Origin of the sequence: Synechococcus sp. CC9311 (assembly GCF_000014585.1) — a bacterium.
Classification (GTDB): domain Bacteria; phylum Cyanobacteriota; class Cyanobacteriia; order PCC-6307; family Cyanobiaceae; genus Synechococcus_C.
This window is the reverse complement of record NC_008319.1, coordinates 273,567-298,421: the sequence shown is the minus strand read 5'-3', so window position 1 is coordinate 298,421 and position 24,855 is coordinate 273,567. Positions and strand designations below refer to the sequence as shown.

Here is a 24,855-nt window from a genome sequence, read left to right as displayed (position 1 = left end):
TGTTGAGGGAGTGAGAGGGGGCTGTCAAGAAAGATCGGCACCGTTTCGCAACGGCAAACGACCAAGTGAGATGCTCAAAGGAGCATCGTGACGTCAGCGAATCGGTAGATCGATCGCGCAGCCAGAGCTGCACAATCGATGGACAAACACCATCGCTTTCAACGGCATAGAGCCGATGACAACAGGAGACACATCAACCTCTGCTGTAACCTTGGTAGCAACGAAAGTGCAACCCGAGCAGAATCGACAGGAAACCGGCACCGCAACGAAGAGCGCCGTCGGTCGATCATCAGATCTTAAGACTTTTTCCTGAATTGGCAAGAAGGTCGGGTTTTTGGTTGTCTCCCCGGCTGTATCCAGGCTCACAATTTCACGAATGCAGCTGTCCAACCGGTTCCTAACCCTGGTCAAGCAACAACTGCAGAGTTTTTCTGGCGATCAAGCTCTGGACAAACTTGTTGTCTACATCGCACAAAGCAGTGAAGGAGATGCACCCAGCTTCACCATGCTGGATCAGTGGCCTCCAGATGGCGGTCGACTGCCAGAAATTGCCGACGACCCAATCCTGCGCCTTCCTTCGCCAGAGCGGCACTGGTTTCCCCTCCGTCATGACGATCTCTTACTAGGGGTTCTGAGGGCAGAACAGCACCGGGAGGCGAAATGGTCCGACCAACTGGATCGCCGCCTGCAAGCCAGCGCCTCAGCCTTGGCTTACAGCCTTGGCCTTGAACTCGAACGCAGTCGCTTGCTGGAAGAACTCCAACAGCAACGCCAACAGATGAATCTTGTGGTGCATCAGTTGCGCAATCCACTGGCAGCCTTGCGCACCTATGCCCAGCTTCTACTCCGTCGTTTGGGGCCCGAGCACCTCCAACGCCCACTTGTGACGGGACTCCTTCAAGAGCAGGCCCAGCTAGACCGCTACATCACATCCCTGGACCTCATCGGTCAAGAGAACCTGCCGCATCGCCCCGAGGCGCCCGCCCCACTGCTGCTTCCACAGGTGCAATCAAAGGGCCCAGGGCTCACGATCGAACAAGTTCTCCAACCTTTGATTGAGCGGGCTGCCGCAACCGCAGCACTCCAGAACCGCGCCTGGCACACACCACCAAACTGGCCCGCCTGGACTCAAGAGATTCGGCCAGATGACGATGCCGTCATCTCAGAAATCGTGGCCAATCTTCTAGAGAACGCCTTTCGATACAGCCCTACGGGCTGTTCACTAGGGCTCAGCCTGTTCGACCACAGCATCTTGATCTGGGACGAGGGGCCTCCCATCCCAGATCAAGAACAAGAACTGATCTTCCGCAAAGGCGAACGGGGAAGCAGCAGCAAGGATCAATCCGGATCCGGACTAGGGCTCGCACTTGCTCGACATCTCGCCGAGGAAAGAGGTGGCGCACTGGTTTTACACACCAGACCCAACCAGCTTGATCCGAATCTCCCAAGCCGCGGTAATGCCTTCCTCCTCAGCCTCCCCCCGAGCCCAGCGAAGGAGCCAAAAGGCCTACCAACAACAAACTAGAGGTCTCGCTAAGCATTACAACAGCTCCATAGCCGTCTCCCGTCATCCCCCCCAGCCGCCGACCAAGCCACTCAGCCGTAACGAGTGCGCTCAGCAAACAAATCGGAACAGTCAAGAGCGGCAGCTGCTGTAGCAGTGGGCTCACCAACACCAGTAAAAACAAGGTGGGGACAGCATCTCCAAGACCCTTTTGGTGACGGCGGTGAAAACCAGCTGTTCCATTCACCTTCAAATAAGTGAAACGCGCCATCGCCCACAGGGGCGACACCCTTGCCAAAGCGCTCGTGACCACCAAAGCGATTGGCGCCAGGGAGCCCAAACGCACCAAAGCGGCGAACTGCAACAACAGCACCACCACCGACAGCTGCACACCACTCGCACCCACACGGCTGTCCTCCATTGCCTCCAGGCAACGCTCAGGTCCTGCAGCGAGACCATCAGCGGTGTCGATCAGTCCATCGAAATGGAGCCCACCAGTGAGGAACAACCCCAAGGCCAAAACAGATGGAACAAGCGCGACGTGAGGCCATCCCAAACCGGATAAAAACCACCACAATCCCGCCTGCAGGCCACCAATGACCAAGCCGATCCAAGGAGCAAAGCGGGCGATGCGTTCGAAGCGAGGCTGAGGCCAGGGCCAGGCAGGCAACACCGAATAAAAAATCCAAGCACCCACTAAATCGCGTAGCCAGGAGGGGGCTGAAGCCATGACCTCGACCCATAAACCGACATGGCTCACCGTAAATTGATGCGTTGCACAGAGGGCCTGTGTTCCAATTCGAGATTCAGGCCACTTGCAGCAACACGGGTGCTCGCTGTGGATGCTTCCACACACCTCATGGTCCAGTCACAACACCGCGGTTTATGCCCGTAGGCACACTGGGCACCGTGAAAGGGGTGACCACCTCCCAGTTGGCGGAGACCGGCGCCCAAATGGTGCTGTCCAACACGTATCACCTGCATCTCCAGCCTGGGGAGGAGATCGTTGCCGACGCCGGAGGGCTACATCGGTTCATGGGCTGGGACGGTCCGATGCTCACCGATTCCGGTGGCTTTCAGGTGTTCAGCCTCGGCGACCTCAATCGCATTGACGATGAAGGAGTGGACTTCCGCAACCCTCGAAACGGCAGCCGAATTTTGCTGACCCCCGAAAGGTCGATGCAGATCCAAATGCGCCTTGGCGCCGATGTGGCCATGGCCTTCGATCAATGTCCGCCCTATCCAGCCACCGAGAACGATGTCGCGGAGGCCTGTCGGCGTACGCACGCCTGGTTAGGCCGCTGCGCAGACGCCCATCAACGCGACGATCAAGCCCTCTTTGGGATTGTGCAAGGAGGCTGTTTCCCCCACCTCCGCGATCTCAGCGCGCGAACGGTGGCGAGCTTCAACCTGCCCGGCATCGCTATCGGCGGCGTCAGCGTTGGAGAACCGGTGGAGGAGATGCATCAGATCGTGCGCCAGGTCACACCCCTGTTACCCGCTGATCGCCCCCGATATCTGATGGGCATTGGCACGCTGCGTGAGATGGCAGTTGCCGTGGCCAACGGGATTGACATGTTTGATTGCGTCCTGCCTACACGCCTAGGCAGGCATGGCACGGCACTGGTTGGGGGCGAGCGCTGGAACCTGCGCAACGCTCGTTTTCGGCACGACCACACCCCTTTAGATCCAAACTGCCCATGCATCGCTTGCCGCCAGCACACCCGTGCCTACCTGCATCATCTGATCCGTAGCGAGGAGCTGCTCGGCCTCACGCTCTTAAGCATCCATAACCTCACCCACTTGATCCGATTCACCACCGCCATGGGGCAAGCAATTCGTGATGGTTGCTTTTCAGAGGATTTCGCTCCGTGGGAGCCAAGCTCAAGAGCCCATCACACGTGGTAGCGTCCGAGCTCCGACCATGAACTCGCCGGGATGGCTGTTTACACCCTCGATTTGCTGGCCCAGTTACCTGAGGCCTATCAAGCCTTCGGTCCGCTGATCGACATCCTGCCGATCATTCCGTTGTTTTTCCTGTTGCTTGCTTTTGTTTGGCAGGCTTCCGTCGGCTTCCGCTGAGCAAAACAGCCCAAACAAATTGGGGTAGCGCCAGATAACGCCTCCAGCGGCTTGGTTCCTGCAAAAGCCTGTAGAGCCATTCCACTTGGAGACGGCTTGCCCATTGTGGTGCCCGTTCCTTGAGGCCAGCCCATACATCAAAGCTGCCACCCACACCCATCCACACTCCGGTTTGTGAAGCTTTCAAGCGCTGAACCCAAAGTTCTTGTCGGGGAACGCCAAGAGCAACAAGCACCAAATCCGGGTTGAGCTCGCACAAGTTGGCTTCAAGCTGAGGCCAATCCTCTTCGGTGAGATATCCATGTTGCGCCAGTACCAGACGCAATTCAGGGCGCTCAACCACCAAGCGATCACACAATCGTTCCATCACCTGCGGTGCAGACCCAACGAGCGCCACAGACCACCCATGGGCCTCGGCATAACTCAAGAGTTCCCATGCCAACTCAATGCCGGGACTTCGGCGAACGCGCACACCTTGTAAACGAAGAGCCCAGACAACGCCTGCGCCATCGGGAACCACCAGATCGGCGTCAGCAATCACGGCACCTAAGCGAAGGTTCGCTCGTGCTGCCATCGTCATCTCGGCATTCAGGGTCACGATCTGACCTCCCCCATCGGCATGCACACCGATGGCTGCGGCAGTGACATCGCGACAAGCATCCACTGGCACCCCAAGGACTTGGAAGCGACGTTGATCACGCGGACCGGTGCTGGTGATATCCATCCCTAACTCGTCTGCGAGGGAGAATCTAAATCCGGTCGCTTGGAAGGCCACGGTTTTGTCGCATCCGAACCCCAAGGAGCAACACGAGCTACGCCTTGAAAAACTAAAGAGCCTGGATATGGCCATCGACGCGGTGGTTCTACAACGTCAGCATCCAGTGAGCGGATTGCTTCCAGCCAGCACGGCCAACACGGTGCACGGAAACTACGGAGACGCCTGGGTTCGCGACTGCGTGTACTCGATTCAGTGCGTTTGGGGCCTGGCCATCGCCCATCGTCGCCTTCAAAGGGGCACCACGCAACGCAGCTGGGAACTTGAACAACGGGTTCTTGGGCTGATGCGCGGCTTGCTCAACAGCATGATGCGCCAAGCCTCAAAAGTGGAACGCTTTAAGCACAGCCTCGATCCGCTCGACGCCCTGCATGCCAAATACAACAGCGCCAATGGCGATCAGGTTGTGGCCGATGACGGCTGGGGGCATCTGCAACTTGATGCGACATCTCTCTTTCTGCTGCAGCTAGCTCAACTCAGCCGCGGCGGCCTTGCCGTGATTCGCAACCGCCACGAAGTGGCGTTCATCCAAAACCTCGTGTACTACGTGGCCCGGGCCTATCGCGTGCCCGACTACGGAATCTGGGAGCGGGGGGACAAGGGAAATCAAGGCCTACCCGAACGCAACGCCAGCTCCATTGGCATGGCCAAAGCGGCACTTGAAGCCCTAGATGGCGTGGATCTGTTTAGTTCCCATGGCGATGGATCAATGCAGGTGCTGGTGCCGCAAGGCGCTGTCGTCCGCTTGCGTCGGGCACTCCAAGGACTTCTGCCACGGGAATCCGCCAGCAAGGAAGTCGACAGCGCTTGTCTCTCCGTGATCGGCTACCCAGCCTGGGCGGTGGAGGAGCGAGACCTGGTGGAACGAACCATCCAGCGGATCCGTCGCGAACTAGGGGGGCCCTATGGATACAAACGCTTCCGCCGGGACGGTCATCAAACCGTTATCGAAGACGTCAGTCGACTGCATTACGAACGGGCCGAACTCGTGAACTTCGAAGGCGTGGAATCGGAATGGCCTCTCTTCCTGGCCTATGAGCAGCTGACAGCCTGCTGTGAAAAGCGTTGGACAGACGCGCATTACTGGCAAGAAAGGCTCAAGATCCTGCAGGTGGAATGCCATGGGCAGCAGCTTTACCCCGAGCTTTATCTGGTCCCAGACAGTGCAGTGGAACTCGAACGGCGGGCACCAGGAAGCCAACAACGTTTGGCCAATGACAACGTGCCTCTGCTTTGGACCCAGAGCCTTGCCTGGCTGGGGGAGATGCTGATCGAAGGACTGATCGAGCCAGCGGACCTCGATCCATGCGGTCGCAGATTCCAAGCCGAGATTGGTGCCGAGCAGGTGCTCGTTGCCCTTGCACCAACGAGCAGCGCACTTGCAGACGAACTGAAGGCACGAGGGTTGCCCGTTAGCGATCCCCAGACCTCCTTGATCCAGGTGGTGCCATCCAGCAACCTCAACGATCGCCTCAGCGCAGTTGGAGGCGATGAAGCTCTCCGCTTGAGCGGTCAGCCGATGCTCCGAGCCGACACCTCGGACACAGCCCGCCTCTACCAACAAGACGACGAAAAGTTTGCCGTGTTACCGGCTGTGTTGGAAGAAGACACCTTTTTCGTCAGTCATGACCCACGCCAGCTCATGGAAACGGTCATCAATGAACTGCACCTACTGCAGCGGCACTGGCGCGGTGAGGGTTCACCGCTCTTACTGATCCCTGTTGAAGCCTCCCTGCTGGAGAACAATCCAGAGCTGCTGATGGATCTCACCAGGCGTCTGCACTCAGGACGGATCGAGGATGTTCCTGTTTGCTTTAGCGACCTTGAAACACTCGCCCAAAGCGCTCAGTGGGTGACCCTGCCAGCCGCAACAGCCAGGAACAACACCCATCAGCGGAGCGATGCAACGCGCTACCTACAAGCCTCCACCGACTTCAGCGACCTGACCGCAGCCCAGGAGCAGGAGCTGGATGACATTCCCCTCGGTGAACTACGCGATCGTCTCTGGAGCAGCCATTCGCTCCGCGAACAAGCCGAAGTGCTTGAACTGCTGAAGCGCCAACTCGGCCATCGCGCGATTCTCAGCGGCCCACAAGGGACACCGGTTGAGCTGGTCACCCTGCTCGAGGAGATCTACCACCGCGGGCTCAGCCAGGAGGATTGGAATGTGGCCCGCCGCTGCGCAGGCGCCATGGGGCTCGTCCATCCCCAACTGGAGGATGCCGTCATCGACTTGCTCAGCCGCCAGAAGCAAGTGGTGGTCGGCCGAAATTACACAAGTGACTCTCGTCTCAGCGCCCCGGCCTCAAGCCCAGCGATCGCCGCTCTGATTGAACGCACCTGCGGCAATGACGGCCGAGAACGCATGCTGCAGCAGGAATTGCTGGTGGCGCTTGATGGCCTTGCCCGGCGAGAACCAGAAAAACTCAAGGGCACGCTCACCCTGCAGCTTGGTCAACTGCTGCTTTTGCTCACCTCAGAGCTTGCAGCGGAAAGACAACTGAGCCAGGACGAAGCCTTTGAAGCCCTGTGCAGCGAAGCCCCCCATGCGATCAGCTTGCGCCTTCAAGCACTGCTTAATGACGTCGACCACGCCCGAGCCGCTTTACAGAGACGAGAACTGCTTCACCTTCGCGGCCATGTGCAGTGGTCCGTACCTGAGCCCCTTGAGGAACGACCGAGCGGATCCGACTGGCTGCAACACCGCATGCGACTGGGCTCCCTGCAACAAGTCCCGAAGGAGTTCTATGCAGGCATTTGGTCGTTACTGCATCACTGCCGTGGGTTGGTGATCGGAGACAAGCTGGAGCGACGCAACCGGCTAACCAGCGCTTTGGTGCTGGAAAAAACACCAGGAGAGCGCAACTTTGCCATTCAGGTTGAGCATCTACTCAGTCGGATTGAAGCCGCCGAATACCGCCAACTCTGCACAGAAAGCCTGCTCTCGCTGATGGCCTTCACGATGACCAACCCAGACATGCGCTTTGAAGACGACATCGCACTCGATGTCGTCATTGGTCATGCCGTCCGGGTGGGCTGGCAAAGCACCTATCCCGAACAAGACACAGGGGCCTACAGCCAGCACAAAGCAGCGGCTTGGGAACAGTTTTACCAAGCCTCTCCGGCGCAATGCCGCCGCTGGCAAATCAAAGCGCTCAAGGAGCTAGCCGAACAGGAAGGCCTGCTTTAAATCAAATCGGAGCGTCCAGAGCAATGCCAACTCCTGGCCGCTCCACAGCCTGCTCAATCATGTCGGCAAGGCGCAGAGCCCGAGACGCCTGCTGGCCATCCACGGCCGGGGTTTCACGACCTCGAACACATTGCAGGAAATGCTCCAGCTCAGCGTAAAGCGGCTCGATGGAAGTGGTGCTCACCTCTTCGATGAAACCATCGTTGCGATACAACAGCTCGCCGTGGTCAGCCGAATACCACTCATGAGCGCGCCGATGAATGTGCAAGGTGTGATTCAAGAAATCTGTTTCCACCAGGCTCCCTCGGCAGTGAGCACTCAGGCTCCTGATCTTGCGATGGCTCATTTTGCTGGCAGTCAGACTTGCCACCACACCGTTATCGAAGCCCAATGTGGCGTTGACGTAATCGATGGGGCCTTGGGAGCTCCTTCCGCCGGCCGCCGATAAATGCACAACAGACGCCCCAGCGAGCTCTAACACAAGATCCAAATCGTGGATCATCAAATCAAGAACCACCGAAACATCATTGGCTCGATCGGAATGGGGGCTATGACGTCGGGCTTCCAGCACGACAACTTCCTCATTCGCAACCACCTTGGTCAACTCACGAAACGCGGGATTGAAGCGTTCGATATGTCCCACCTGCAACAGCCGATCAACCCGGCTTGCCGACTCGCTGAGGGAAGCCGCTTCCTCCTGACTGGCCGCAATCGGCTTTTCGATCAAAACGTGGAGTCCAGCCTCTAAGCAGGCCAAACCAACGGCATGGTGAAGCAGGGTCGGCACAGCAATACAAACCGCTTCGACCTCAGACAGCATCTCGCGGTAATCCGCAAACCAGCGGCAATCAAACTGGTCTTTTGCCAGCGCTCCGCGTTTGGCATCCGGATCGGAAACACCAACCAGATCCGCATCCTTCAAAAGACTGAGCACACGGGCATGATGCCAACCCATGTTGCCGATTCCGATCACTCCGACCTTTACCGGAACCATAGGGTCGGTCATCGGATGGAGTGCAGGTCAGAGCTGATTATCGGTGATCAACAGCTAAGACCGCTTCAGAGGTTTGTCACACCAGGGATAACCAGTCTCACTTGAACGATGCGCGGGCCTCTCATCGTGATGATTTCGAATTGAACTCCGTTGTGCCGCAGTGCTTCTCCAGCGGCAGGAATGTGCTGTAACCGTTCCAACAAGAAGCCAGCAAGCGTGTGATGTTCCGAGGCCTCAGGCAGGTCAAGGTCGAGTTGGCGATTGAGCTCCAAGATCTCCAAATCACCTGCAACCAGCCAGGCACCCTCCTCCCCCTCGATCGCCTGCAGGTCTGGCTCGGCACTTTCATGCTCTGGCTCATCCCCAACAATTTCACCTGTGAGATCGGCAGCAGTCACCAATCCCTCGGTGCCCCCATGTTCATCCACCACCAGGAGCAAAGGATGACCTGATCGAATAATCGCAAGCAATTCAGCGAGGTTGCTGGTCTCCAGCACCCGCTCTGCAGGACTCAAATAAGGCTCTAGTGCGGAATGTTTTTGCAATTCGCCGCGGGCGATGGGCTCAGCCAACCGGCGTAAATCCAGCACTCCACGGACATCATCCAGAGACTGCCCAATCACAGGAAAACGCGCATGTCGGGTGCGGTGAACAGCCTCCATCAACTCGGCGAATCGCACCTCCACGGGCAGGGTGACCATCCCAGAGCGAGGGACCATCACCTCTCTCACTTGCATGTCCCGTAAGGCAAACACCCCTTCAAGGATGTTGCGCTCATCGGGCCGAAGGCCCGTGACTCCACCACTCTCCACCAGGGTCTCCAACTCACCAGCTGTCAGTGCCGGCACGAGAGCATCCCAGCGAGGCTTCAAGCCCACAAGACGAAGCAGGAGTGACGCAATGACCTCCAGGACAGACAACAGGGGACGCAACACCTGCATGGTGGTTTCCAAGACAGGAGATAGTTCCAACGCAGCAGGTTCCGGACGGCTGAGCACCAGAGCCCTTGGGAGCAACCCTGATAGCAGCGTGGCCAAGATCACCAACACAAGGAACCAGGCCAGATCCCACCATCGACCGGCTGGTGTTTCCATCGGCCACCAACGCTGCCCAAAGCCTCTTGCAATCCAACCGAGTGCCACCAACGACAAGGTGGTCCCGAACTGAGTCATCAGCAGAGCTGTTCTCAACCGGCGCTGGAGACGCTCGACCGCTGGCGCACCTGGCAGGCCCTCCTCTCGAAGTTCATGAACTCGACTTGGACGCAGCCGCAGCAATGCCAATTCAGACGCTGCAAAAAACGCCGGTAACACCAAAAGCGCGATCAGCAGCAGGTTGCGCATGAGTCAGGAATGGATGGGGGTCCCGAGGATCGAACTCGGCTAAGGCGAATTATGAGTTCGCTGCATTCACCAGATTGCTAGACCCCCGCGTTATGACGGATTTACCACAGGGCACGTATGGGTGCTGAGGGTGGATCATTCCATTCGATTGGCATTCTGACCTGACCTTCCTCCGCCAAGCTGCTCGTGAATCCGTTGGAAATGTCCACAGTGCGCCACGGAATCGCCGGACTTTGCTCCTCTAGCAAGGCCTGATAGGTGGATTGCACAGCAGATCCATCCCAAACGATCGTCTGATCTGGGAAGCCAAATCCCATCACCTTGTTGCCCTCAGGCCCCGCGACAGCAATGCCAAGAATGTCGGTGAACTGGTGCATCACATCCACACCACGAGCAAAGGGTGCCGTCCAGGTATAAAACCGCTCAGTGACCAGTGATTCTGTGGTTTTGACAGGGCCACAGCGGCTCACCTCAACGGGAGCAAGGACCTCACCACCACTACTTGAATGAGAAGGAGCTTCAAGGCTCGTTACGCAAACCACCGGATTGGCCTGACCAGGATCGGCCTGCCACAGAGCGAGTGGACCCATGATCACTAGAACACCAAACGGGAGCCTGCGCACAAAAACCGTCACGACTGCGCGCAAACTAGGCAGAGGATTCGCTGCGCACCAGCCCCGATGTCTCAACGTTTTGAACACGACCCCCTGCTGGAACGCCTAGCGAAAGAGGCTTACCGCCATGGCAACTTCACCCTCGCGTCCGGTCGCAGCAGCCATCACTACGTGAATTGCAAGCCTGTCAGCTTGAGCGGCTCAGGCCTAGCCCTGCTCTGCCCAGCGATGCTGGCTCTGGTTGAAACGGATGCGGCAGCCGTTGGCGGCCTCACCCTGGGAGCCGATCCGCTCGTGAGTGGTGTCGCCCTTGCTGCCGCTCAGCGAGGACGCTCTCTGAATGCTCTGATCGTGCGTAAGCAGGCCAAAGGCCACGGCACAGGGGCCTGGCTGGAAGGTCCACTGCCAGAGCAGGGCGCGCTCGTCACCGTTCTTGAGGATGTGGTCACCACCGGTGGATCATCCATCAAAGCTGTTGAACAACTCCGAGCCGCTGGCTACATCGTGAATCGGGTGGTGACGATTGTTGACCGTGAAGAGGGAGGGGCTGCTGCGATGCAAGCCGCTGGCCTCGAGTTACACAGCCTGTATCGCCTGGAAGAGGTGGCCGCCCAGTCCAGAGAGCTCCAAGCATGAGCCAGCTCCTTTGGGATCACAACTTCCCAGTGCTGCGACTCGAAGGGAGTGGCAGCCGCACGTTCCTTCAAGGTCAAACCAGCGCCGACGTCCAGCAGGCTGAAGAGGGCGATCTTCTGCCGGCCTGCTGGCTTGATGCCACCGGACGGGTGCAGGCCCTGCTTGAAATCCGAATGGACGCCACAGGCGCTGATGTGCTCGTTCTGGCGGGTGCCGTGGATGCCGTTAGCCAAGGGTTCGATCGGGTGATTTTTCCCGCCGACCGCGTTCGCCTCAAAGGAATCCGACAACAACGACGACAAGAGCTGCTGGTCCAAGCCCAGCCAATGGAGCCAGTCAATGTGTTTTGGACAGAGGATGAGCCGAGCGCAAGCGATCGCTTCCCCGCCAGTGAGGCCGCCAACGCCACCCAACTCGATCGTTGGCGCATCGGACAGGGGTGGCCTCTCAGTGCTGGCGAATTAGATGGAACCACCAATCCCTTTGAACTGGGCCTCTCTCCCTGGGTGCACCTCAACAAAGGGTGTTATCTGGGGCAGGAAACGGTGGCAAAGCTCGCTTCTAAAGGGGAAGTCAAGCAACAACTGCGGAGTTGGCGGGCCTTCTCCAGCGAGCTTCAAGGAACTGTTCCTCAGCGGGGCACCGTGCTGCGACGCCAGGGTGAACGTGCTGGTGTGATCACCTCTGCTCTTGAGATTGCGTCTGCTGAGGGGTTGCCCCAGGAATGGATTGGCCTCGCCCTGGTGCGTCGACAAGCATTGGCAGATCCCCAACTCAGCCTCGACAACGATCAAGGATCAATTCAGCTGTTCAAACCGCAGGCCTTTTCTGAGCCCCCTAAACGCGTTTAGGCCGGGCGTTGATCACCACTCAACAACCATTGGGCCACCGCCCATGTAGCCAATCCATCGTCGCGGTTGTAAGTAAGAATCCAACGCAAGGCATGGCAGGAGCCCCGCGCCTTGACCCCCTCACCCCGCCACTGACGCCACCACAACAGAGCCCTCGCTCCATCGACCCCTGACTGGCTCCACTTAAATCCTCTCCACCCCGCTACGGCCTTGAGGCCATAGCTGCTGAGGGGGAGCTGCCAATGGGCACGCAAACGGGCATGCACATCAATCAACCGCTCTCGCAGGGCTTGCTGCTCTTGATCTGAAGCCCCCTGGCGTTTGGCCATGCGCAAGAGAGCCAGCGATTCGGTTTCGCCGTAGTGAAGGATCAGCCAATCGGGATAGGTGGCAAGAAATTTCCGGATCCTTTGCCAACAACGCTTCTCACCATGCTCTTGAAGCACCAGCAGCGGGTGATACGTGGCACGCTTTAGATCCCAGCTGTGGACGTCGTCATTAGGCAACCCGTCATTGGGCAAGCGCACAAATCCGTGCAAAAAGTCATCGCGGGCATCCGGATCTGATTCGATGTCGTAGAGCAACACCCCTGGAGCATTCCTCAATTCAGGCAATGCGGGGAGAGCATCAAGACGCTTCACAACCCCATCTCGCTGGACACGGGCTTGAGCCACCAAAGGGGCCGCCATCGCTGCATGCTGGTCGCCGAAGCGCTTGAGCTGCCCGCCAAGTTCCTTGGGGTTGGCTGCGGCTAGGGCCTGGAGGCTATTGATCCCAATGTCTTGAAGCATTTCCCGCCTTTTGGCGCCAATCCCACTCACTTCACTGAGATGCCCTTCTTGAGACGCAACGTCGTTGCAGAGCCCCCGCCAACTACAGAGTGTGCATTTGCGGCGATCTGCCGCCAAAGCTGGCGGATCTGGTCTGTTGATGTCGGCCGACAATCTCAGCAGAGATTCTTCAAGCTGGCGATTCAAGCTGCTGCCAAGAGGAAGACGCTCACGCTCCAAGCGTCGCCCCGCGCCAGCCACCGCAAGGCCATTAGGCACTGGCCCACCCTGGAATTCAACTAACAGGCGTCCAGCCAGGGCCAGCTGCAAACGATGTTCTCTGTTTAATCGGCGGCCCTGCCGAGCAATCACGGGCCGATAGGCAAAGTCACCCCAGCGACTCGCCCCTTTCACCCTTTCAAGCAGTGGCGGATGGGCCTCTAGATCCAAACCCTTTGGCGCTGAGTCATCCAGCAGGACCCCGCGCAATCTCACCCCCACCACACCGGTATCACCGCGCTTGCAAGCTGCCAGGCCATACCCTGGCTTACCCGGCAGCAGGGCCACAAAACTGCGCTGTTGATCATCGAGCTGCAGCGTGCGATGCGCGGTATAGAGCCGATCATCTGGATTGGCATGGCGGTCGAGCCATGCCCTCCTTCGGCAGCGCACCCAACTGCGCAGCAACCTGTCCGTGAGTGGCTTGTCAGCGAGAGGGGTGGCACCCATCAACCGACGGTAAGGCGGCCAGCTGCTAGATCCTGTGCATCGCTTGCAACCAATGGTGTCTTCCCCGCTCCCGCTGGATGCCTCCCCGATCCGATTTGGGACGGATGGTTGGCGAGGCATTTTGGGGGTGGATATCACCGTGGAGCGATTGCTTCCTGTTGCCGTCGCAGCAGCCCAGGAGCTCCTCCACCAGGCACCTGAAGGTTTAAACAGCCGCACCGTGGTGATCGGCTATGACCGCCGCTTCCTCGCCCCTGAGCTCGCCGAAGTCGTGGCGGCAGCCGTCCGCGGCTGCGACCTAGAACCGCTTCTCACCGATACGGCCGTTCCCACCCCAGCCTGCAGCTGGGCGGTGGTGGAGCGCCAAGTGCTTGGAGCACTGGTGATTACCGCCAGCCATAACCCTCCGGAATGGCTTGGTCTCAAAATCAAAGGTCCCTTTGGTGGATCGGTCGAGGGCACCTTCACTGCAGCGGTAGAGCGACGGCTGGCCGCTGGAGGCATCACGGTGCCTATGGCTGGCAGTTGCGAACGCTTTGATGGTCGCGGAGAGCATCTCGCAGGATTGCGAACCAAATTGGACCTCCAGGCTCTGACCGTGGGACTGAGGGCCATGGGCCTCCACGTGTTCGTCGATCCCATGCATGGGTCTGCAGCCGGTTGCGTGGAAGAGCTGCTGGGAGACGATGCCAAGGATCTCATCACCGAGATCCGCACCAATCGAGATCCCCTCTTTGGCGGATGCGCGCCGGAACCCCTCGCCCCTCACCTGGGGGAACTGATTGCTGCGGTGAAAGCCTCAAAAGCTGCGGGCCGCAATGCCGTTGGACTGGTCTTTGATGGCGATGGCGACCGCATTGCCGCCGTGGATGAAAACGGAGGGTTCTGCAGCACCCAGCAGTTGATGCCACTGCTGATCGATCACTTAGCTCGTGCCAAATCTCTGCCTGGATCAGTCGTGAAAACGGTTAGCGGCTCCGACCTCATGCGTCTTGTTGCGGAAGATCTGGGACGGGAAGTCCTTGAACTGCCTGTGGGCTTTAAGTACATCGCAGCTGAAATGTTGACCGGAGAGGTGCTGATCGGCGGCGAGGAGTCCGGCGGCGTGGGATTTGGCATGCACCTACCAGAACGCGACGCCCTATTTGCAGCCATGCTCGTGCTCGAAGCGTTGGTGGAAGGGAAGCAACCGCTTGGCGAGCGCATGACAGCCATCCAAGAGCGTTGTGGTGGCGAGGCCCATTACGACCGCCTCGATCTCCGCCTCGCCGACATGGATTCGCGCCGCAGGCTGGAAGCTCTACTGGCTGACACTCCTCCCCAGGAGGTCGCTGGAAGTCCTGTGGTCGAGGTGGTCACCACAGACGGCGTCAAACTCAGGCTCGGCCCAAGCCATTGGCTAATGCTGCGCTTCTCTGGGACAGAACCCTTGCTACGCCTTTACTGCGAAGCCCCCAGCCCGTCGCGAGTCGAGGAGGTTCTGAGCTGGGCCCGCACCTTTGCAGCCGCCATATGACCAACCGCGTCCTGGTCATTGCCAGTGGCAACGCCGGCAAAATCCGAGAGTTTTCGAACCTGCTTCAAGAATTGCCTCTGCAAGTGAATCCTCAACCCGATGGAATCCAGGTGGAAGAAACCGGAATCACCTTCCGCGACAATGCATTGCTCAAGGCCAGGGCCGTGGCGGAAGCCACTGGCCATTGGGCACTCGCCGATGATTCGGGCCTAAGCGTGGATGCACTGGGTGGTGCTCCGGGGGTCTACTCCGCTCGCTATGCAAACTCCGACCCCGAACGCATCGAACGTCTTCTCAAAGAGCTAGGAGACCGCACCGACCGCCAGGCTCGCTTTAGTGCGGCCCTTTGCATCGCAGCACCTGACGGCAGCGTGCTTGCAGCAGTTGAGGGGTACTGCGAAGGCTCGATCACCTTCAGCGCCCGGGGGACGCAAGGGTTCGGGTACGACCCCGTGTTTGAGGTCAAAAACAGTGGACTCACCTTTGCTGAAATGACGCAGGATCACAAAAAACAACACGGGCATCGAGGTCGCGCCTTTGCCCTGCTAAAGCCAGAGCTGGAGAAGCTTCTCGAGAACGACCCAGGCCAAGACGCGGGCGCGACGCCAATTCCATAACAGAACAACCCTGTACGGTGCCCCTTGCTACTGACGAGGTCTATGGCCATCGCCATGACCACGGGTTACAGCGCGCAAACCGAAGGCGCACGCCTCTGCATCGATGCCGCCTCGGACTGGGCCCTGACTTGTGTTGAACAATTAACGAACGATTGCAGCCATGTGCTGATGGATTACGGCGCTGCCGACGGCGGCACCGCTGTAGGGCTGTGGTCTCAGGTCTTGGATCGGCTCCACAAACGCCAGCCCAAAGCCCATCTCACCTTGATTGGCAACGACCTCCCAAGTAACGACAACGTTGCTTTAGCCGAAAATATTGCCAAGCAGCTGGGGCGCCCCCCCAATCCCACCGTGCTGGTGAGTGCTCGCAGCTTTTATGAGCCACTGGTGGCCCCTGAAACCGTGAGTTTCGGATTCTCAGCCACAGCCATGCATTGGTTGAGTGAATCCCCTGGCCCACTCAACACGCACACCCACGTGCTCGCCTCAGACGACAAAGAGGCCCTTGAGCGATTCACCGCTCAAGCCATGAAGGACTGGGCCAGCATCCTCGAGCTGCGCAGCGTGGAGCTTGCCGTAGGCGGCCGCCTCCTCACCGTGAATTTGTCCCGTGACGAAGAGGGCCGTTACCTCGGTCACAACGGCGGGGTAACGCGCAATGTCCACGACCAGCTGCATCAGATCTGGCGCAGCCTCGCTGATGAAGGGGTAATCAGCGAAGAGATCTACCGCAAGGGCACGATCCTGAACTTCTACAAGTCTCCGGAGGAGTTCATGGCCCCACTGAAGGACAAGACTTCAGCGGCCTACCTCAATGGTCTAAGGCTCGTTGACGAGCGCACCGTTCACGTTCCCTGCCCCTATCGCAAGCGTTGGAACGAAGACGCTGACACCGCAGCTTTCGCCGAGGGACTGATGGCGACTATTCGTAGCTGGAGCCGACACAGTTTCGCCTCAGTAGCTGGTGATGAGACCGCAGATCTCGTGTACGAGCGCCTCAAGCAGCGCATCGCCGATTCTCCAGAGGAGTGGAGTCTCGATTACGTAGAGCATCACCAAATCATGGAGCGTGTGGCCTGATGACCATGGCCTCTCTGCAATCCGCCGGCCCCCCTGCGGTGTCGGTGTTGGCTCAACATGTCTCCGATCATCTATCGGTGTTTGTCGTAGCCGAAAGCAGCGATACCGGCAAACCCGCTAACGGTGGACTGCGGCTGCTCAATTACTCCAGTGATGAAGCCTGCATCGCCGACGGGCATCGGTTGGCCAGTCTGATGACTCACAAGCACGACCTCTATGGAACGGGCTTTGCTGGCGGCAAAATTGTTGCCAGGGCTGCGGAACCCGGCGCTGTCAAAGATGAGTTGATCAACGTCACCGCTGAGCTACTCCAATCCTTGAACGGCGCGATGATCACCGGCTGTGATCTCAACACAAGCCTGCAAGACATGGAGCGATTGATGTCGCTCACGCCCCATGTTTTAGCCGCCGTCGGGAGCCCTGTGGATGCAAGCGCTGCCACTGCCTTTGGAACAGTGGGTGCCGTTGAGGCGGTGCTCGCTCAATCTCTGACGGAAGCGAAGCCAGGCAAGGCCCTGGTGCACGGATGTGGAGCCGTGGGTGGAACGGTGGCGAAAACGTTGATCCAACACGGCTGGGACGTCTTCACTGTTGATATGGATCCAAAGCGGGCAGGGCTTTCTGGAGCGACACCCCTCCCCCCCAGCAGTGCGTGGTGGGAACAGGAACTCGACCTCCTCTTGCCCTGCTCCATCTCAGGCTTGATCGACCCAGAGATGGCAAGATCTTTTCAGGTTAGAGCGATTGTTCCAGCCGCTAATGCTCCTTTCCAAGAGCCCGAAATTGCCGATGATCTGCGACGCCGCAGCATCCGCGTCCTGCCCGATCCACTCGTGAATGCTGGCGCCGTGATTGCCGACTCGATCGAGCGCTTCTCGCCTGAGGCTTGGGGTAAAGCCACACCTCAGCAGGTGTATGACTTTGTGCGCCATGAAGTGCGTCAGCGCGCTACTGATTTCTTAAAACAACGAGGAGATGGCCTCACTGTCAGTGACGCTCTGGTTGAAGTTGCCGCCCACACCGGTAAAGATCCCATAGGACTCAGCTTCGGAATAGCCGCATGACATCCACCTCTCTCCCCGCCAGCGCAGCAGTGGTGATCATCGGAGGCGGCATGGCAGGCCTCAGCTGTGCCGCATCGCTCGCACGCCGAGGAATCAGCGACGTGATTCTTCTTGAAGGGAAAACCCTGGCTCATGCGCGAGCCAGCAGCTTCGGCGAGACCCGGATGTTCCGTGAGATGTATTCCGACCCAGTGCTCTGCCGTCTCGCGCAGGAAGCCAATCGCCTTTGGCGGGAAGAGGAGACCCATGCAGGGGAAATTCTGCGTGACACCCATGGACTTCTTTTTTACGGAGAAAGCTGGGATGAGGAGACAATCGAAGGATCGATCCCCGGCGCTCGCTTAGTGATGGATGATCAGGGCATCCCCTACGAAGCCCTGAGTGCCGCTCAGATCGCAGAGCGCTTCCCGCTGAAACCCAAGGCCGATTTCACCGGACTGTTCGAACCCACAGCTGGTGCCGTCCGCAGCGACAAAGTCATTGCCCATTGGGTTCGCACAGCTCGTACAGCAGGCCACCAGCTCGAGGAACACAGTCCTGTTAGCAGCATCGATGCTGATGGCGGCGGCGTCACCCTCGAAGGCGGTCATCACATCAGTGCAGGGCATGTTGTTGTGGCATGCGGCATCTGGAGTCAACTTCTGCTGGCCCCATTAGGACTTGCGCCAAAGCTGGAAATATGGCCGATGCTATGGGCCCATTACACCGTGGATCCAGCTCTCGCCAGCCGCTACCCCCAGTGGTTTTGCTTCCAAAAAGAGCGCGGCGATGACGGAGGCCTTTATTACGGCTTCCCCTCCCTCAGCACCACCGCTGACGGGCGTCCTCGCATCAAAGCCGGGATCGACTGGTCTCCCAAGGAGCTCCGCGTCGCTGAACCCAACGCCATGTGCACCGAAGCGCCGGCCCGCCTCCTGGAGCTCCTGGACACCTTCTTGTTTAACGAACTGGACGGCGTACAAGAGCGGGTGGAAACGGTGATGAGTCCATACTCCATGACCAGCGATGTGAATTTCGTGTTGGATCGGCTCACCCCCAAACTGAGCCTGTTTGCAGGTGGATCCGGCCAATCGTTCAAATTTGCGCCGCTGATTGGTGATTCTCTGGCCCGTCTTGCCAGCGGCGATCAACCCGCTGCAGACATCTCCTGCTGGAGCCATCAACGCGACGCCGTGCGCGCCTGAATCTTTACTGATACGACCTTTGTCTGAATCCCCCACCCCAGTCCGCTCGTCTTTGAGCCAACCACCCCTTTGGGTTGGTGCCATTCCGCTTCTGATTTTTCTGCTGGTCTCCGCCATCGATCTGGCGTTAGCGAAGCACTTCACGGAAACCGGCAAAACCATTGTCAGCCACGCGCTCGGGGGGCTCTGGCAATGGATGGTGATGCTGCTGTTCCTGATCGCCCTTGCCATTGCCATCAGTCCGGTCGGGAAACTTCGGCTTGGGGGAGCAACAGCGAAGCCCAGTCTGAAATTTTTCGATTGGTGTGCTGTCTTGATTTGCACCCTGCTAGCTGGCGGCGGTGTGTTCTGGTCTGCAGCTGAGCCGCTCTACCACTTTCAAACCCCCTCCCCTGTCTTCGAGGGAGTGGTGGGAAGCACAGCGGCAGCTGTTGATCCTGCTCTAGCCGTGAGCTTTCTGCACTGGGGCTTTCTCGCCTGGGCGCTCGTGGCCACCACCACCACGATTACCTTTTCCATTTTGGAACAACGAGGCGAACCGCTGTGGCCTCGCACGCTCCTGGTCAACATCCTTCCCAAGGGTTGGGTGAATGGTCCGATTGGAGATCTTGCAGATGGCCTTTCGGTTGTTGCGGCCATCGCAGGCACCGTTGGCCCGCTGGGTTTCCTGTCGCTGCAACTCAGCAATGCAGCAGGACAACTCCCATGGCTGAGCGATAGTGCCGGACTTCAGTCCCTGGTGGTGGTTCTGCTCACTGCAGTCTTTGCCACATCCACCGTGAGCGGAATCCAAAAAGGCATTAAGTGGCTGTCGGAACTCAATGTTTGGCTAACGCTCGTATTAGGAGCTGGGTTGCTGATCCTCGGTCCTGGAATCTGGCTGATCCAGCATTTTTTCAGCGGTTTTTGGACCTACTTGCTGCATCTACCTCAGATGGCCTTGATGCCGCGATCTGACGTCACTGAACCCTGGTTGAACAGCTGGACTGTTTTCTACTGGGGCTGGTTTTTGGGCTATGCACCACTCATGGGTCTGTTCACGGCGGGAGTGAGCCGGGGCCGCAGCATCCGTGAACTTGTTCTCGCGGTAGCCATCCTCTGCCCGATCGTGACCAATCTCTGGTTCACCTTGCTTGGTGGAACAGGAATGAACCTGGAACTCGCAGGGTCAGGCATCAGTGATGCACTGGCGCAAAACGGAGCTGCTGCCGCCTTGCTTGCGATCCTGAGTGCCCTTCCCCTATCAGGCTTGCTCATCCCGATCGGGCTTCTGTTAGTGGTGCTATTCATGTGCACAAGTGCCGATTCGATGAGTTATGCCGCCGCCATGGTGGTGAGCGGACGCAATGAGCCATCTCAGAGGTTGAGGTTGTTCTGGGCCTTGATGATCGGCAGCCTCACCTTGGTGTTATTGAGAATCGGAACGGGCTTAGGGGACAGCACCTCAATTGATGCCCTCCAAGCCTTCATCGTGATCACAGCGGTGCCCGTCACACCACTGGTGTTGTTCACGCTGTGGAGCGCTCCAAGACTCGCTTTCAAGGAATGGCAACGCAGCGGTCAATCTGCTGAATGAGCAGGCGCGCTGCCGAACTGAATCCAAGCCGCAACCGCTACGCCAAACAGGCCAAAGAGGCCATAAACGACAAGGACCGGGCTGAGCTCACCCGGCCCTGAGGCCTCAAGGATCAACCCCGACACGATCGACATCACCCCGCCCGTCACGGTGCCAGTGGTATTCACGATGGCAATAGTGAGGGCGGTTTGGCCTGGAGGTGCTGCATCTTCAGCAATGGGGAACGCCAGGACCGAGGAGCCAAGCCCAAGACCGAGGCCAAATGCTGCCAGCAACAACAGGCCTCCCGCTTGATTGGGAAGCTGGAGCAAGGCGATCAACGCCAACACACTCATGCCGGTACCGATGAGCAACACGAGCCCGCGGCGGCTTGAGCGGCTACCAATCCAACCAGCCAACACCATCCCAATTCCGATCCCAAACGACATCGTCAGGGACATCCACTGCGTGCGCTCAGAGCCCCAAACACGCAATCCTGAAATCAACCCATACTGGGCCAAACCAAACACAAAACCACCACCCCATGCGTACATCAAGCAAGCCTTGATGACCTTGCCAACGCCAGCACGATCCCAATAAACAGAGGTGGGCAAGCGTCCATGGCTATGTGGCTCAGGGGATGGCAAACCTCGACCAAGGGCCATCACGGGCACCACCACCATCACGGCCAGAAAAAGAGCTTGAAAGAGCACCAACTGGCGCCAAACCGTCCACGGAAAAACCAGCGGAATTAGAGCAGCAAAGACGGCACCCCAACCCAGCAAGCTATCGGTGAGGCCCATTGCCAAGGCAAATCTGTTCTCCGGCAAGGCGCGACGTGCCAACAAGGCAGAGGCAGGAAAGGCCACAGCACAGGCCACTCCAGTTCCCATACGGCTGAGCATCAGCCCAACAAGATCCGTACTGAACGCAAAAGTCAGACTGAAACCGGAGGCCATCAAAGCGGCAATCCAGATCCAGCGATCAACTCGGCCCTGGTCCAGCAGACGCCCGACGGGAATCTGCAGCAAACCATAAGGAACCAGGAAACTTCCGGCGATCAAGGAGATCCGACTCGCCGAGAGCTGCAAATCACGACCAAGAGCATGGTCATAAAATTGAAAACTGGTCTCTGCCCAGATCAGCCAGGCCACAAACAGCAAGCTGACCAACCAGAGGCGGCGATTGGGCATACGGGCACAGACAACACCACTCGAGTGTGTCGACCACCATCAGCGCAGGCAATAATCCAAACCAAGCGTGAGGGTTCGCTGGGGTTTGGGAGCCTCGTCAGGGCGAAACGCTGGCTTAGACATCCTCGCCTCTGCATAGGCAACTGGCCGCACACGACCACCGCGTTCGTTGATGCGGAGGAGGTCCACGCGGGCCAACCCCAAGGCGCGCGCAGTGACGTTCGCGCGACGTCGTCCTTCCTTTAAGGCCCGTTTCAGCAACAGATCATCCAAGGCCACACCTCCGCTACTGGAGGTCAGTGATGTCATATCTTGCAGGCGAACTCCAGGCAGGCGACCCGCCAATTGAATCAACGCGTCGTAGTTGTCGCGGCTCACAACACCACCAATACGTGTCGAAGCTCGCTCCAACTTGGGGCTAGAGGAACTGCCACTTCCATAGGAGTAGCTGCGCGGAGAGGGAATGCTCAACGCATCGAGAACGAAGGGTCTCAGCTCTTGGCGCGCCCGATCAAGTCGCTGATTGAGAAGCGCCATCGCGGCAGCTTTGGAAGGAGCTTCCGCTAGCAATCCAAGCGAGAAGCGAAAGCGATCGCTGGATGTGGTGACACTTTCCTGAACCTGAATTTCCAACAATGTGCCACTGCAGATTTGCACTGACGCAAGAGCTGGTGCAGCTGACCAAAAGGAGACCTGAAATCCAAGCGGTGTAATCATTGCCGAAATGATGAAAGCAACTTTTCGGAAAGGACGCCACATCAAAAGTTGAAACATATGAAATCAAGTAATCAAACACTCCTGACGATAATCGGAGGCGATGCATGGACAAGATTTCACTATTACGCTGACGCTTAGGGCTAACTGTTCATAAAACCCCGACAGACAAAGCCACCACAAGGAATGCCAAAAGATTACACAATAATTAGCTCCCTCAAAGCTTCAAGCATCAAAGAAAACAAAATCGCAAAGCCTGGGGCCATATCCAAACAAAAAGCCAGACCCTAAACAACCCCTTGATCGGCGGGGAAAACAAAGGGATATACCCTGAGCCATAGATAACAATTAAAAGCCTCAAGAAACGCTTACCAAGAGTTCAATGAAACACCCAAGCCAAAGCGAATCAAGCTAGTTCTCAACGACACACATAATACAAAATCAAGAGATTGCAGATGCAGGCTCTCAGCCAGGAGATGAGCAATAGAACCTCACTAGCAAGCACTTATCACCAACTTAATGCTCCCGCATACAGGATCGGCAGGAAGGAAAACCCTAACAATCCATACACAAACTCGACTATTCAAAAGGAGAAAAGACTGATCCAAAGCAATACAGCAATCACAAATATTTAATTAAAACGAAATACAGCTCAAGGCCAGACAAATTCACAAGACGTCGGCAAAAATAAAAACGAAAGAATCATGCACAACAAAAAATCATGCAGCCAACACAAATCCCATAAAACGACCTATGCGCTTACGAAACAGCTTGAAACAATCTTTTCAAGATCATTAAACAGATCAGATTTTACAAAGTAATCAGTTGCACCAGCGTCGAGAGCCTGCTTCTTGATATCACCGTCACAAAGACTTGTGCAGACAAATACACAACCTTTATACCCAAGCAACCTTAAGCGCTTAACACAATCGATACCATTCATCTGAGGCAAAAGCAAATCCACGAAAATACCAGCCGATGGATTAGCAGATGCATAGTCAATAAGATCAAAGGCATTGTCAAAAAAACAAGAGCTGATGCCTAACTCATCCAATTCAACCTGAAGGGCAGATCGAATACGAGGATCATCATCAACAATAAGAATGGGATTAGCAGACATTAGCGCGGCTTTAGTTGATTGAATTGAATCACAGGAAAGCAACCCTGGGAGTAGGGCTCAATACTAAGCTGGCAAAAAACAGCTCTTGAGTCAACAAAATTATCTTAACTACGTATTGAGACGAATCACTTATGATCAAAAAACAATAATGCATTTAATGAATTTTAACACTAAAATGCAACAATGGCGGCATGAAGCGGTATAAAATCAACACCTCAATTGCCAGAAAACACATAAAGCCCGGACAAGTAAGAGGATTGGGTTGTCAATGCTTCAAAAGGCCGAACTGGCCTTAAGAGCGAGTGCGTCGAGACCGGGTGTTTCTGGGCAACTCGCCAAATAATTGTTTATATTTAGCCGAAATACGTCCGCTATGCTGGATTCCAACCTGTTCGCAGGCAGAAGATATATCCATTCCATCAATAATTTTATCTCTCAACCTATTGAGTCGTAATTCCTGCAGAACTTGCAGAGGTGTGCGACTCATAACGGCCTGAAAAGCAACCTGCAAAGTACGACCGGAGACACTACAGGCGATACAAAGGTCAGAAAGAGTGATATTCTTATTAATATTATTCTCCATATAAGAAAGTGCGATCTGCACATAACTAGGCTGAGATTGAGCCTGCTTTCCACTAACAAGCAAATCAGGCTCAACACTAATCAATGTAGCCAATAGTGAAACAATTGATTCTTCAAGCGGCTGAAGGACTCGAAGGCTGCCAATCTCATCTCCAAGAGCAAAGAACTTCAACAATTGATTAGCACAAGCCAATATAAGTTGCTCATGCCCAGGAATAGCGTCATGAAGCGTAAGGAGACTCGGCAGCTGAGTGCCATGCTTGATAGATTCAGACAACAGATATTCCGACTTTATATGAAATATGTAACCAGAAAAAAATTCCGCAGCTGGGACGAGCTTTATTGACTCTCCAGGAAGAAGAATAAAAGCAAGACGCTGAGGGTTTGAAAAAATTTCACGATTACCCGCCACACCTCTAAAAAGGCCAACATCAGAAATACCAAAAGAGAAAAGATCTTGGGGGTTTCGAGCAAGAATACTTTTTACATGTCCCCTAGAGCTAACTTTGACAATCGATAGATTACTTCCTAAATACTCAGATCCGGCAACTTCCAGTGATGCATCATCTTCTTCTGAGTGAAACCGTGGATCAATTCTAGAGACCCACGCAGAAAGGCATTGATCAAGCTCAAGCTTCACGATGCCTCCAGATCCAGATACATGCTGTTGGGGCATGGTAACCCTTTTTCGTCAAGTAGTGGGAGAGATGGCGCTTAAACTACTGCGCCAAAACAATGATAT

Annotated in this window: 23 protein-coding genes and 1 tRNA gene; 12 read left to right on the top strand and 12 right to left on the bottom strand. The window is 56.8% G+C overall.

Annotated elements, in window-relative coordinates; genetic code table 11:
- Positions 1–93 precede the first annotated feature (93 nt).
- Entirely contained in the window at positions 94–390 is a 297-nt protein-coding gene (locus SYNC_RS01375; protein WP_041426300.1) for a hypothetical protein, read from the bottom strand.
- On the opposite strand from SYNC_RS01375, the gene SYNC_RS01370 reads away from it, so the two are divergent.
- Entirely contained in the window at positions 377–1,525 is a 1,149-nt protein-coding gene (locus SYNC_RS01370) for a sensor histidine kinase KdpD (RefSeq protein WP_041426299.1), read from the top strand. The two genes, SYNC_RS01375 and SYNC_RS01370, sit on opposite strands and share 14 nt — an antisense overlap.
- On the opposite strand, the gene SYNC_RS01365 is transcribed toward SYNC_RS01370, so the two are convergent.
- The gene (locus tag SYNC_RS01365; RefSeq protein ID WP_011618265.1) at positions 1,470–2,234 is read right to left on the bottom strand and encodes an adenosylcobinamide-GDP ribazoletransferase; all 765 of its coding nucleotides are present in this window, start codon (positions 2,232–2,234) and stop codon (positions 1,470–1,472) included. The two genes, SYNC_RS01370 and SYNC_RS01365, sit on opposite strands and share 56 nt — an antisense overlap.
- 59 nt (positions 2,235–2,293) lie before the next feature.
- On the opposite strand from SYNC_RS01365, the gene tgt reads away from it, so the two are divergent.
- Complete coding sequence (gene tgt, locus SYNC_RS01360; RefSeq protein ID WP_011618264.1) at positions 2,294–3,412, top strand: tRNA guanosine(34) transglycosylase Tgt; 1,119 nt, start codon at positions 2,294–2,296, stop codon at positions 3,410–3,412.
- 30 nt (positions 3,413–3,442) lie between these two features.
- The gene (locus SYNC_RS13670) at positions 3,443–3,586 is read left to right on the top strand and encodes a photosystem II reaction center protein K (protein WP_011618263.1); all 144 of its coding nucleotides are present in this window, start codon (positions 3,443–3,445) and stop codon (positions 3,584–3,586) included.
- Here SYNC_RS13670 and SYNC_RS01355 read toward each other — a convergent pair.
- Positions 3,525–4,310, bottom strand: coding sequence for a WecB/TagA/CpsF family glycosyltransferase (locus SYNC_RS01355; RefSeq protein WP_041426850.1), 786 nt, complete (start codon positions 4,308–4,310; stop codon positions 3,525–3,527). The genes SYNC_RS13670 and SYNC_RS01355 overlap by 62 nt on opposite strands.
- A gap of 55 nt (positions 4,311–4,365) precedes the next feature.
- Here SYNC_RS01355 and SYNC_RS01350 point away from each other — a divergent pair, with 55 nt between their 5' ends.
- A complete protein-coding gene (locus SYNC_RS01350) occupies positions 4,366–7,551 on the top strand; it encodes a glycoside hydrolase family 15 protein (protein WP_041426298.1) in 3,186 nt (1,061 codons plus the stop codon).
- 1 nt (position 7,552) lies between these two features.
- On the opposite strand, the gene SYNC_RS01345 is transcribed toward SYNC_RS01350, so the two are convergent.
- The 4 genes from SYNC_RS01345 to SYNC_RS01335 all read right to left on the bottom strand — a co-directional run bounded on the left by SYNC_RS01345 (position 7,553) and on the right by SYNC_RS01335 (position 10,478).
- Complete coding sequence (locus SYNC_RS01345; RefSeq protein ID WP_011618260.1) at positions 7,553–8,557, bottom strand: Gfo/Idh/MocA family protein; 1,005 nt, start codon at positions 8,555–8,557, stop codon at positions 7,553–7,555.
- Positions 8,558–8,610: 53 nt separating this feature from the next.
- Positions 8,611–9,888 carry a hemolysin family protein gene (locus SYNC_RS01340; protein WP_011618259.1) on the bottom strand — a complete coding sequence of 426 codons (1,278 nt, stop codon included), beginning with the start codon at positions 9,886–9,888 and terminating at the stop codon, positions 8,611–8,613.
- Positions 9,889–9,902: 14 nt separating this feature from the next.
- Positions 9,903–9,975, bottom strand: a tRNA-Ile gene (locus SYNC_RS14120).
- 14 nt (positions 9,976–9,989) lie between these two features.
- Positions 9,990–10,478 carry a hypothetical protein gene (locus SYNC_RS01335; protein ID WP_049750377.1) on the bottom strand — a complete coding sequence of 163 codons (489 nt, stop codon included), beginning with the start codon at positions 10,476–10,478 and terminating at the stop codon, positions 9,990–9,992.
- Positions 10,479–10,568: 90 nt separating this feature from the next.
- Here SYNC_RS01335 and pyrE point away from each other — a divergent pair, with 90 nt between their 5' ends.
- Entirely contained in the window at positions 10,569–11,138 is a 570-nt protein-coding gene (pyrE, locus tag SYNC_RS01330) for an orotate phosphoribosyltransferase (RefSeq protein WP_011618257.1), read from the top strand.
- Entirely contained in the window at positions 11,135–11,989 is an 855-nt protein-coding gene (locus SYNC_RS01325) for a folate-binding protein YgfZ (protein ID WP_011618256.1), read from the top strand. Before pyrE ends, SYNC_RS01325 begins: the two co-directional genes overlap by 4 nt.
- Here SYNC_RS01325 and SYNC_RS01320 read toward each other — a convergent pair.
- Positions 11,986–13,488, bottom strand: coding sequence for a TM0106 family RecB-like putative nuclease (locus SYNC_RS01320; RefSeq protein ID WP_011618255.1), 1,503 nt, complete (start codon positions 13,486–13,488; stop codon positions 11,986–11,988). The genes SYNC_RS01325 and SYNC_RS01320 overlap by 4 nt on opposite strands.
- Positions 13,489–13,540: 52 nt before the next feature.
- Here SYNC_RS01320 and SYNC_RS01315 point away from each other — a divergent pair, with 52 nt between their 5' ends.
- From SYNC_RS01315 to SYNC_RS01290, 6 genes are read left to right on the top strand one after another with little or no spacing between them, the layout of a single operon-like run.
- The gene (locus SYNC_RS01315) at positions 13,541–15,004 is read left to right on the top strand and encodes a phosphoglucomutase/phosphomannomutase family protein (protein WP_011618254.1); all 1,464 of its coding nucleotides are present in this window, start codon (positions 13,541–13,543) and stop codon (positions 15,002–15,004) included.
- Entirely contained in the window at positions 15,001–15,621 is a 621-nt protein-coding gene (rdgB, locus tag SYNC_RS01310; protein WP_011618253.1) for an RdgB/HAM1 family non-canonical purine NTP pyrophosphatase, read from the top strand. Before SYNC_RS01315 ends, rdgB begins: the two co-directional genes overlap by 4 nt.
- A gap of 42 nt (positions 15,622–15,663) precedes the next feature.
- A complete protein-coding gene (locus SYNC_RS01305) occupies positions 15,664–16,701 on the top strand; it encodes an SAM-dependent methyltransferase (protein WP_041426297.1) in 1,038 nt (345 codons plus the stop codon).
- Positions 16,701–17,765, top strand: coding sequence for a Glu/Leu/Phe/Val dehydrogenase dimerization domain-containing protein (locus SYNC_RS01300; protein WP_011618251.1), 1,065 nt, complete (start codon positions 16,701–16,703; stop codon positions 17,763–17,765). Before SYNC_RS01305 ends, SYNC_RS01300 begins: the two co-directional genes overlap by 1 nt.
- The gene (locus SYNC_RS01295; RefSeq protein ID WP_041426296.1) at positions 17,762–18,949 is read left to right on the top strand and encodes an FAD-dependent oxidoreductase; all 1,188 of its coding nucleotides are present in this window, start codon (positions 17,762–17,764) and stop codon (positions 18,947–18,949) included. The genes SYNC_RS01300 and SYNC_RS01295 overlap by 4 nt, the downstream gene beginning before the upstream one ends.
- Positions 18,950–18,968: 19 nt before the next feature.
- Complete coding sequence (locus SYNC_RS01290; protein ID WP_041426295.1) at positions 18,969–20,525, top strand: BCCT family transporter; 1,557 nt, start codon at positions 18,969–18,971, stop codon at positions 20,523–20,525.
- Here the strand turns inward: SYNC_RS01290 and SYNC_RS01285 are convergent.
- The 4 genes from SYNC_RS01285 to SYNC_RS01270 all read right to left on the bottom strand — a co-directional run bounded on the left by SYNC_RS01285 (position 20,510) and on the right by SYNC_RS01270 (position 24,753).
- Complete coding sequence (locus SYNC_RS01285; RefSeq protein WP_041426294.1) at positions 20,510–21,697, bottom strand: MFS transporter; 1,188 nt, start codon at positions 21,695–21,697, stop codon at positions 20,510–20,512. The genes SYNC_RS01290 and SYNC_RS01285 overlap by 16 nt on opposite strands.
- 39 nt (positions 21,698–21,736) lie before the next feature.
- The gene (locus tag SYNC_RS01280; protein WP_237699245.1) at positions 21,737–22,414 is read right to left on the bottom strand and encodes an SIMPL domain-containing protein; all 678 of its coding nucleotides are present in this window, start codon (positions 22,412–22,414) and stop codon (positions 21,737–21,739) included.
- Between the two features lie 748 nt (positions 22,415–23,162).
- Positions 23,163–23,531, bottom strand: coding sequence for a two-component system response regulator (locus SYNC_RS01275; RefSeq protein WP_041426293.1), 369 nt, complete (start codon positions 23,529–23,531; stop codon positions 23,163–23,165).
- Positions 23,532–23,823: 292 nt separating this feature from the next.
- Positions 23,824–24,753, bottom strand: a complete 930-nt coding sequence (locus SYNC_RS01270) for a helix-turn-helix domain-containing protein (RefSeq protein WP_167897135.1) — start codon at positions 24,751–24,753, stop codon at positions 23,824–23,826.
- Between the last annotated feature and the right edge of the window lie 102 nt (positions 24,754–24,855).

Excerpts from the sequence above, each read along its gene's own strand:
- SYNC_RS01285 (WP_041426294.1), bottom strand. The coding sequence starts at position 21,697 with ATGCCCAATCGCCGCCTCTGGTTGGTCAGCTTGCTGTTTGTGGCCTGG.
- SYNC_RS01320 (WP_011618255.1), bottom strand. The coding sequence starts at position 13,488 with ATGGGTGCCACCCCTCTCGCTGACAAGCCACTCACGGACAGGTTGCTG.
- pyrE (WP_011618257.1), top strand. The coding sequence starts at position 10,569 with ATGTCTCAACGTTTTGAACACGACCCCCTGCTGGAACGCCTAGCGAAA.
- SYNC_RS01315 (WP_011618254.1), top strand. The coding sequence starts at position 13,541 with ATGGTGTCTTCCCCGCTCCCGCTGGATGCCTCCCCGATCCGATTTGGG.
- SYNC_RS13670 (WP_011618263.1), top strand. The coding sequence starts at position 3,443 with ATGGCTGTTTACACCCTCGATTTGCTGGCCCAGTTACCTGAGGCCTAT.
- rdgB (WP_011618253.1), top strand. The coding sequence starts at position 15,001 with ATGACCAACCGCGTCCTGGTCATTGCCAGTGGCAACGCCGGCAAAATC.
- SYNC_RS01275 (WP_041426293.1), bottom strand. The coding sequence starts at position 23,531 with ATGTCTGCTAATCCCATTCTTATTGTTGATGATGATCCTCGTATTCGA.
- SYNC_RS01370 (WP_041426299.1), top strand. The coding sequence starts at position 377 with ATGCAGCTGTCCAACCGGTTCCTAACCCTGGTCAAGCAACAACTGCAG.
- SYNC_RS01365 (WP_011618265.1), bottom strand. The coding sequence starts at position 2,234 with ATGGCTTCAGCCCCCTCCTGGCTACGCGATTTAGTGGGTGCTTGGATT.
- SYNC_RS01305 (WP_041426297.1), top strand. The coding sequence starts at position 15,664 with ATGGCCATCGCCATGACCACGGGTTACAGCGCGCAAACCGAAGGCGCA.
- SYNC_RS01280 (WP_237699245.1), bottom strand. The coding sequence starts at position 22,414 with ATGATTACACCGCTTGGATTTCAGGTCTCCTTTTGGTCAGCTGCACCA.
- SYNC_RS01300 (WP_011618251.1), top strand. The coding sequence starts at position 16,701 with ATGACCATGGCCTCTCTGCAATCCGCCGGCCCCCCTGCGGTGTCGGTG.
- SYNC_RS01355 (WP_041426850.1), bottom strand. The coding sequence starts at position 4,310 with ATGGATATCACCAGCACCGGTCCGCGTGATCAACGTCGCTTCCAAGTC.
- SYNC_RS01340 (WP_011618259.1), bottom strand. The coding sequence starts at position 9,888 with ATGCGCAACCTGCTGCTGATCGCGCTTTTGGTGTTACCGGCGTTTTTT.
- SYNC_RS01335 (WP_049750377.1), bottom strand. The coding sequence starts at position 10,478 with ATGGGTCCACTCGCTCTGTGGCAGGCCGATCCTGGTCAGGCCAATCCG.
- SYNC_RS01325 (WP_011618256.1), top strand. The coding sequence starts at position 11,135 with ATGAGCCAGCTCCTTTGGGATCACAACTTCCCAGTGCTGCGACTCGAA.
- SYNC_RS01295 (WP_041426296.1), top strand. The coding sequence starts at position 17,762 with ATGACATCCACCTCTCTCCCCGCCAGCGCAGCAGTGGTGATCATCGGA.
- SYNC_RS01345 (WP_011618260.1), bottom strand. The coding sequence starts at position 8,557 with ATGACCGACCCTATGGTTCCGGTAAAGGTCGGAGTGATCGGAATCGGC.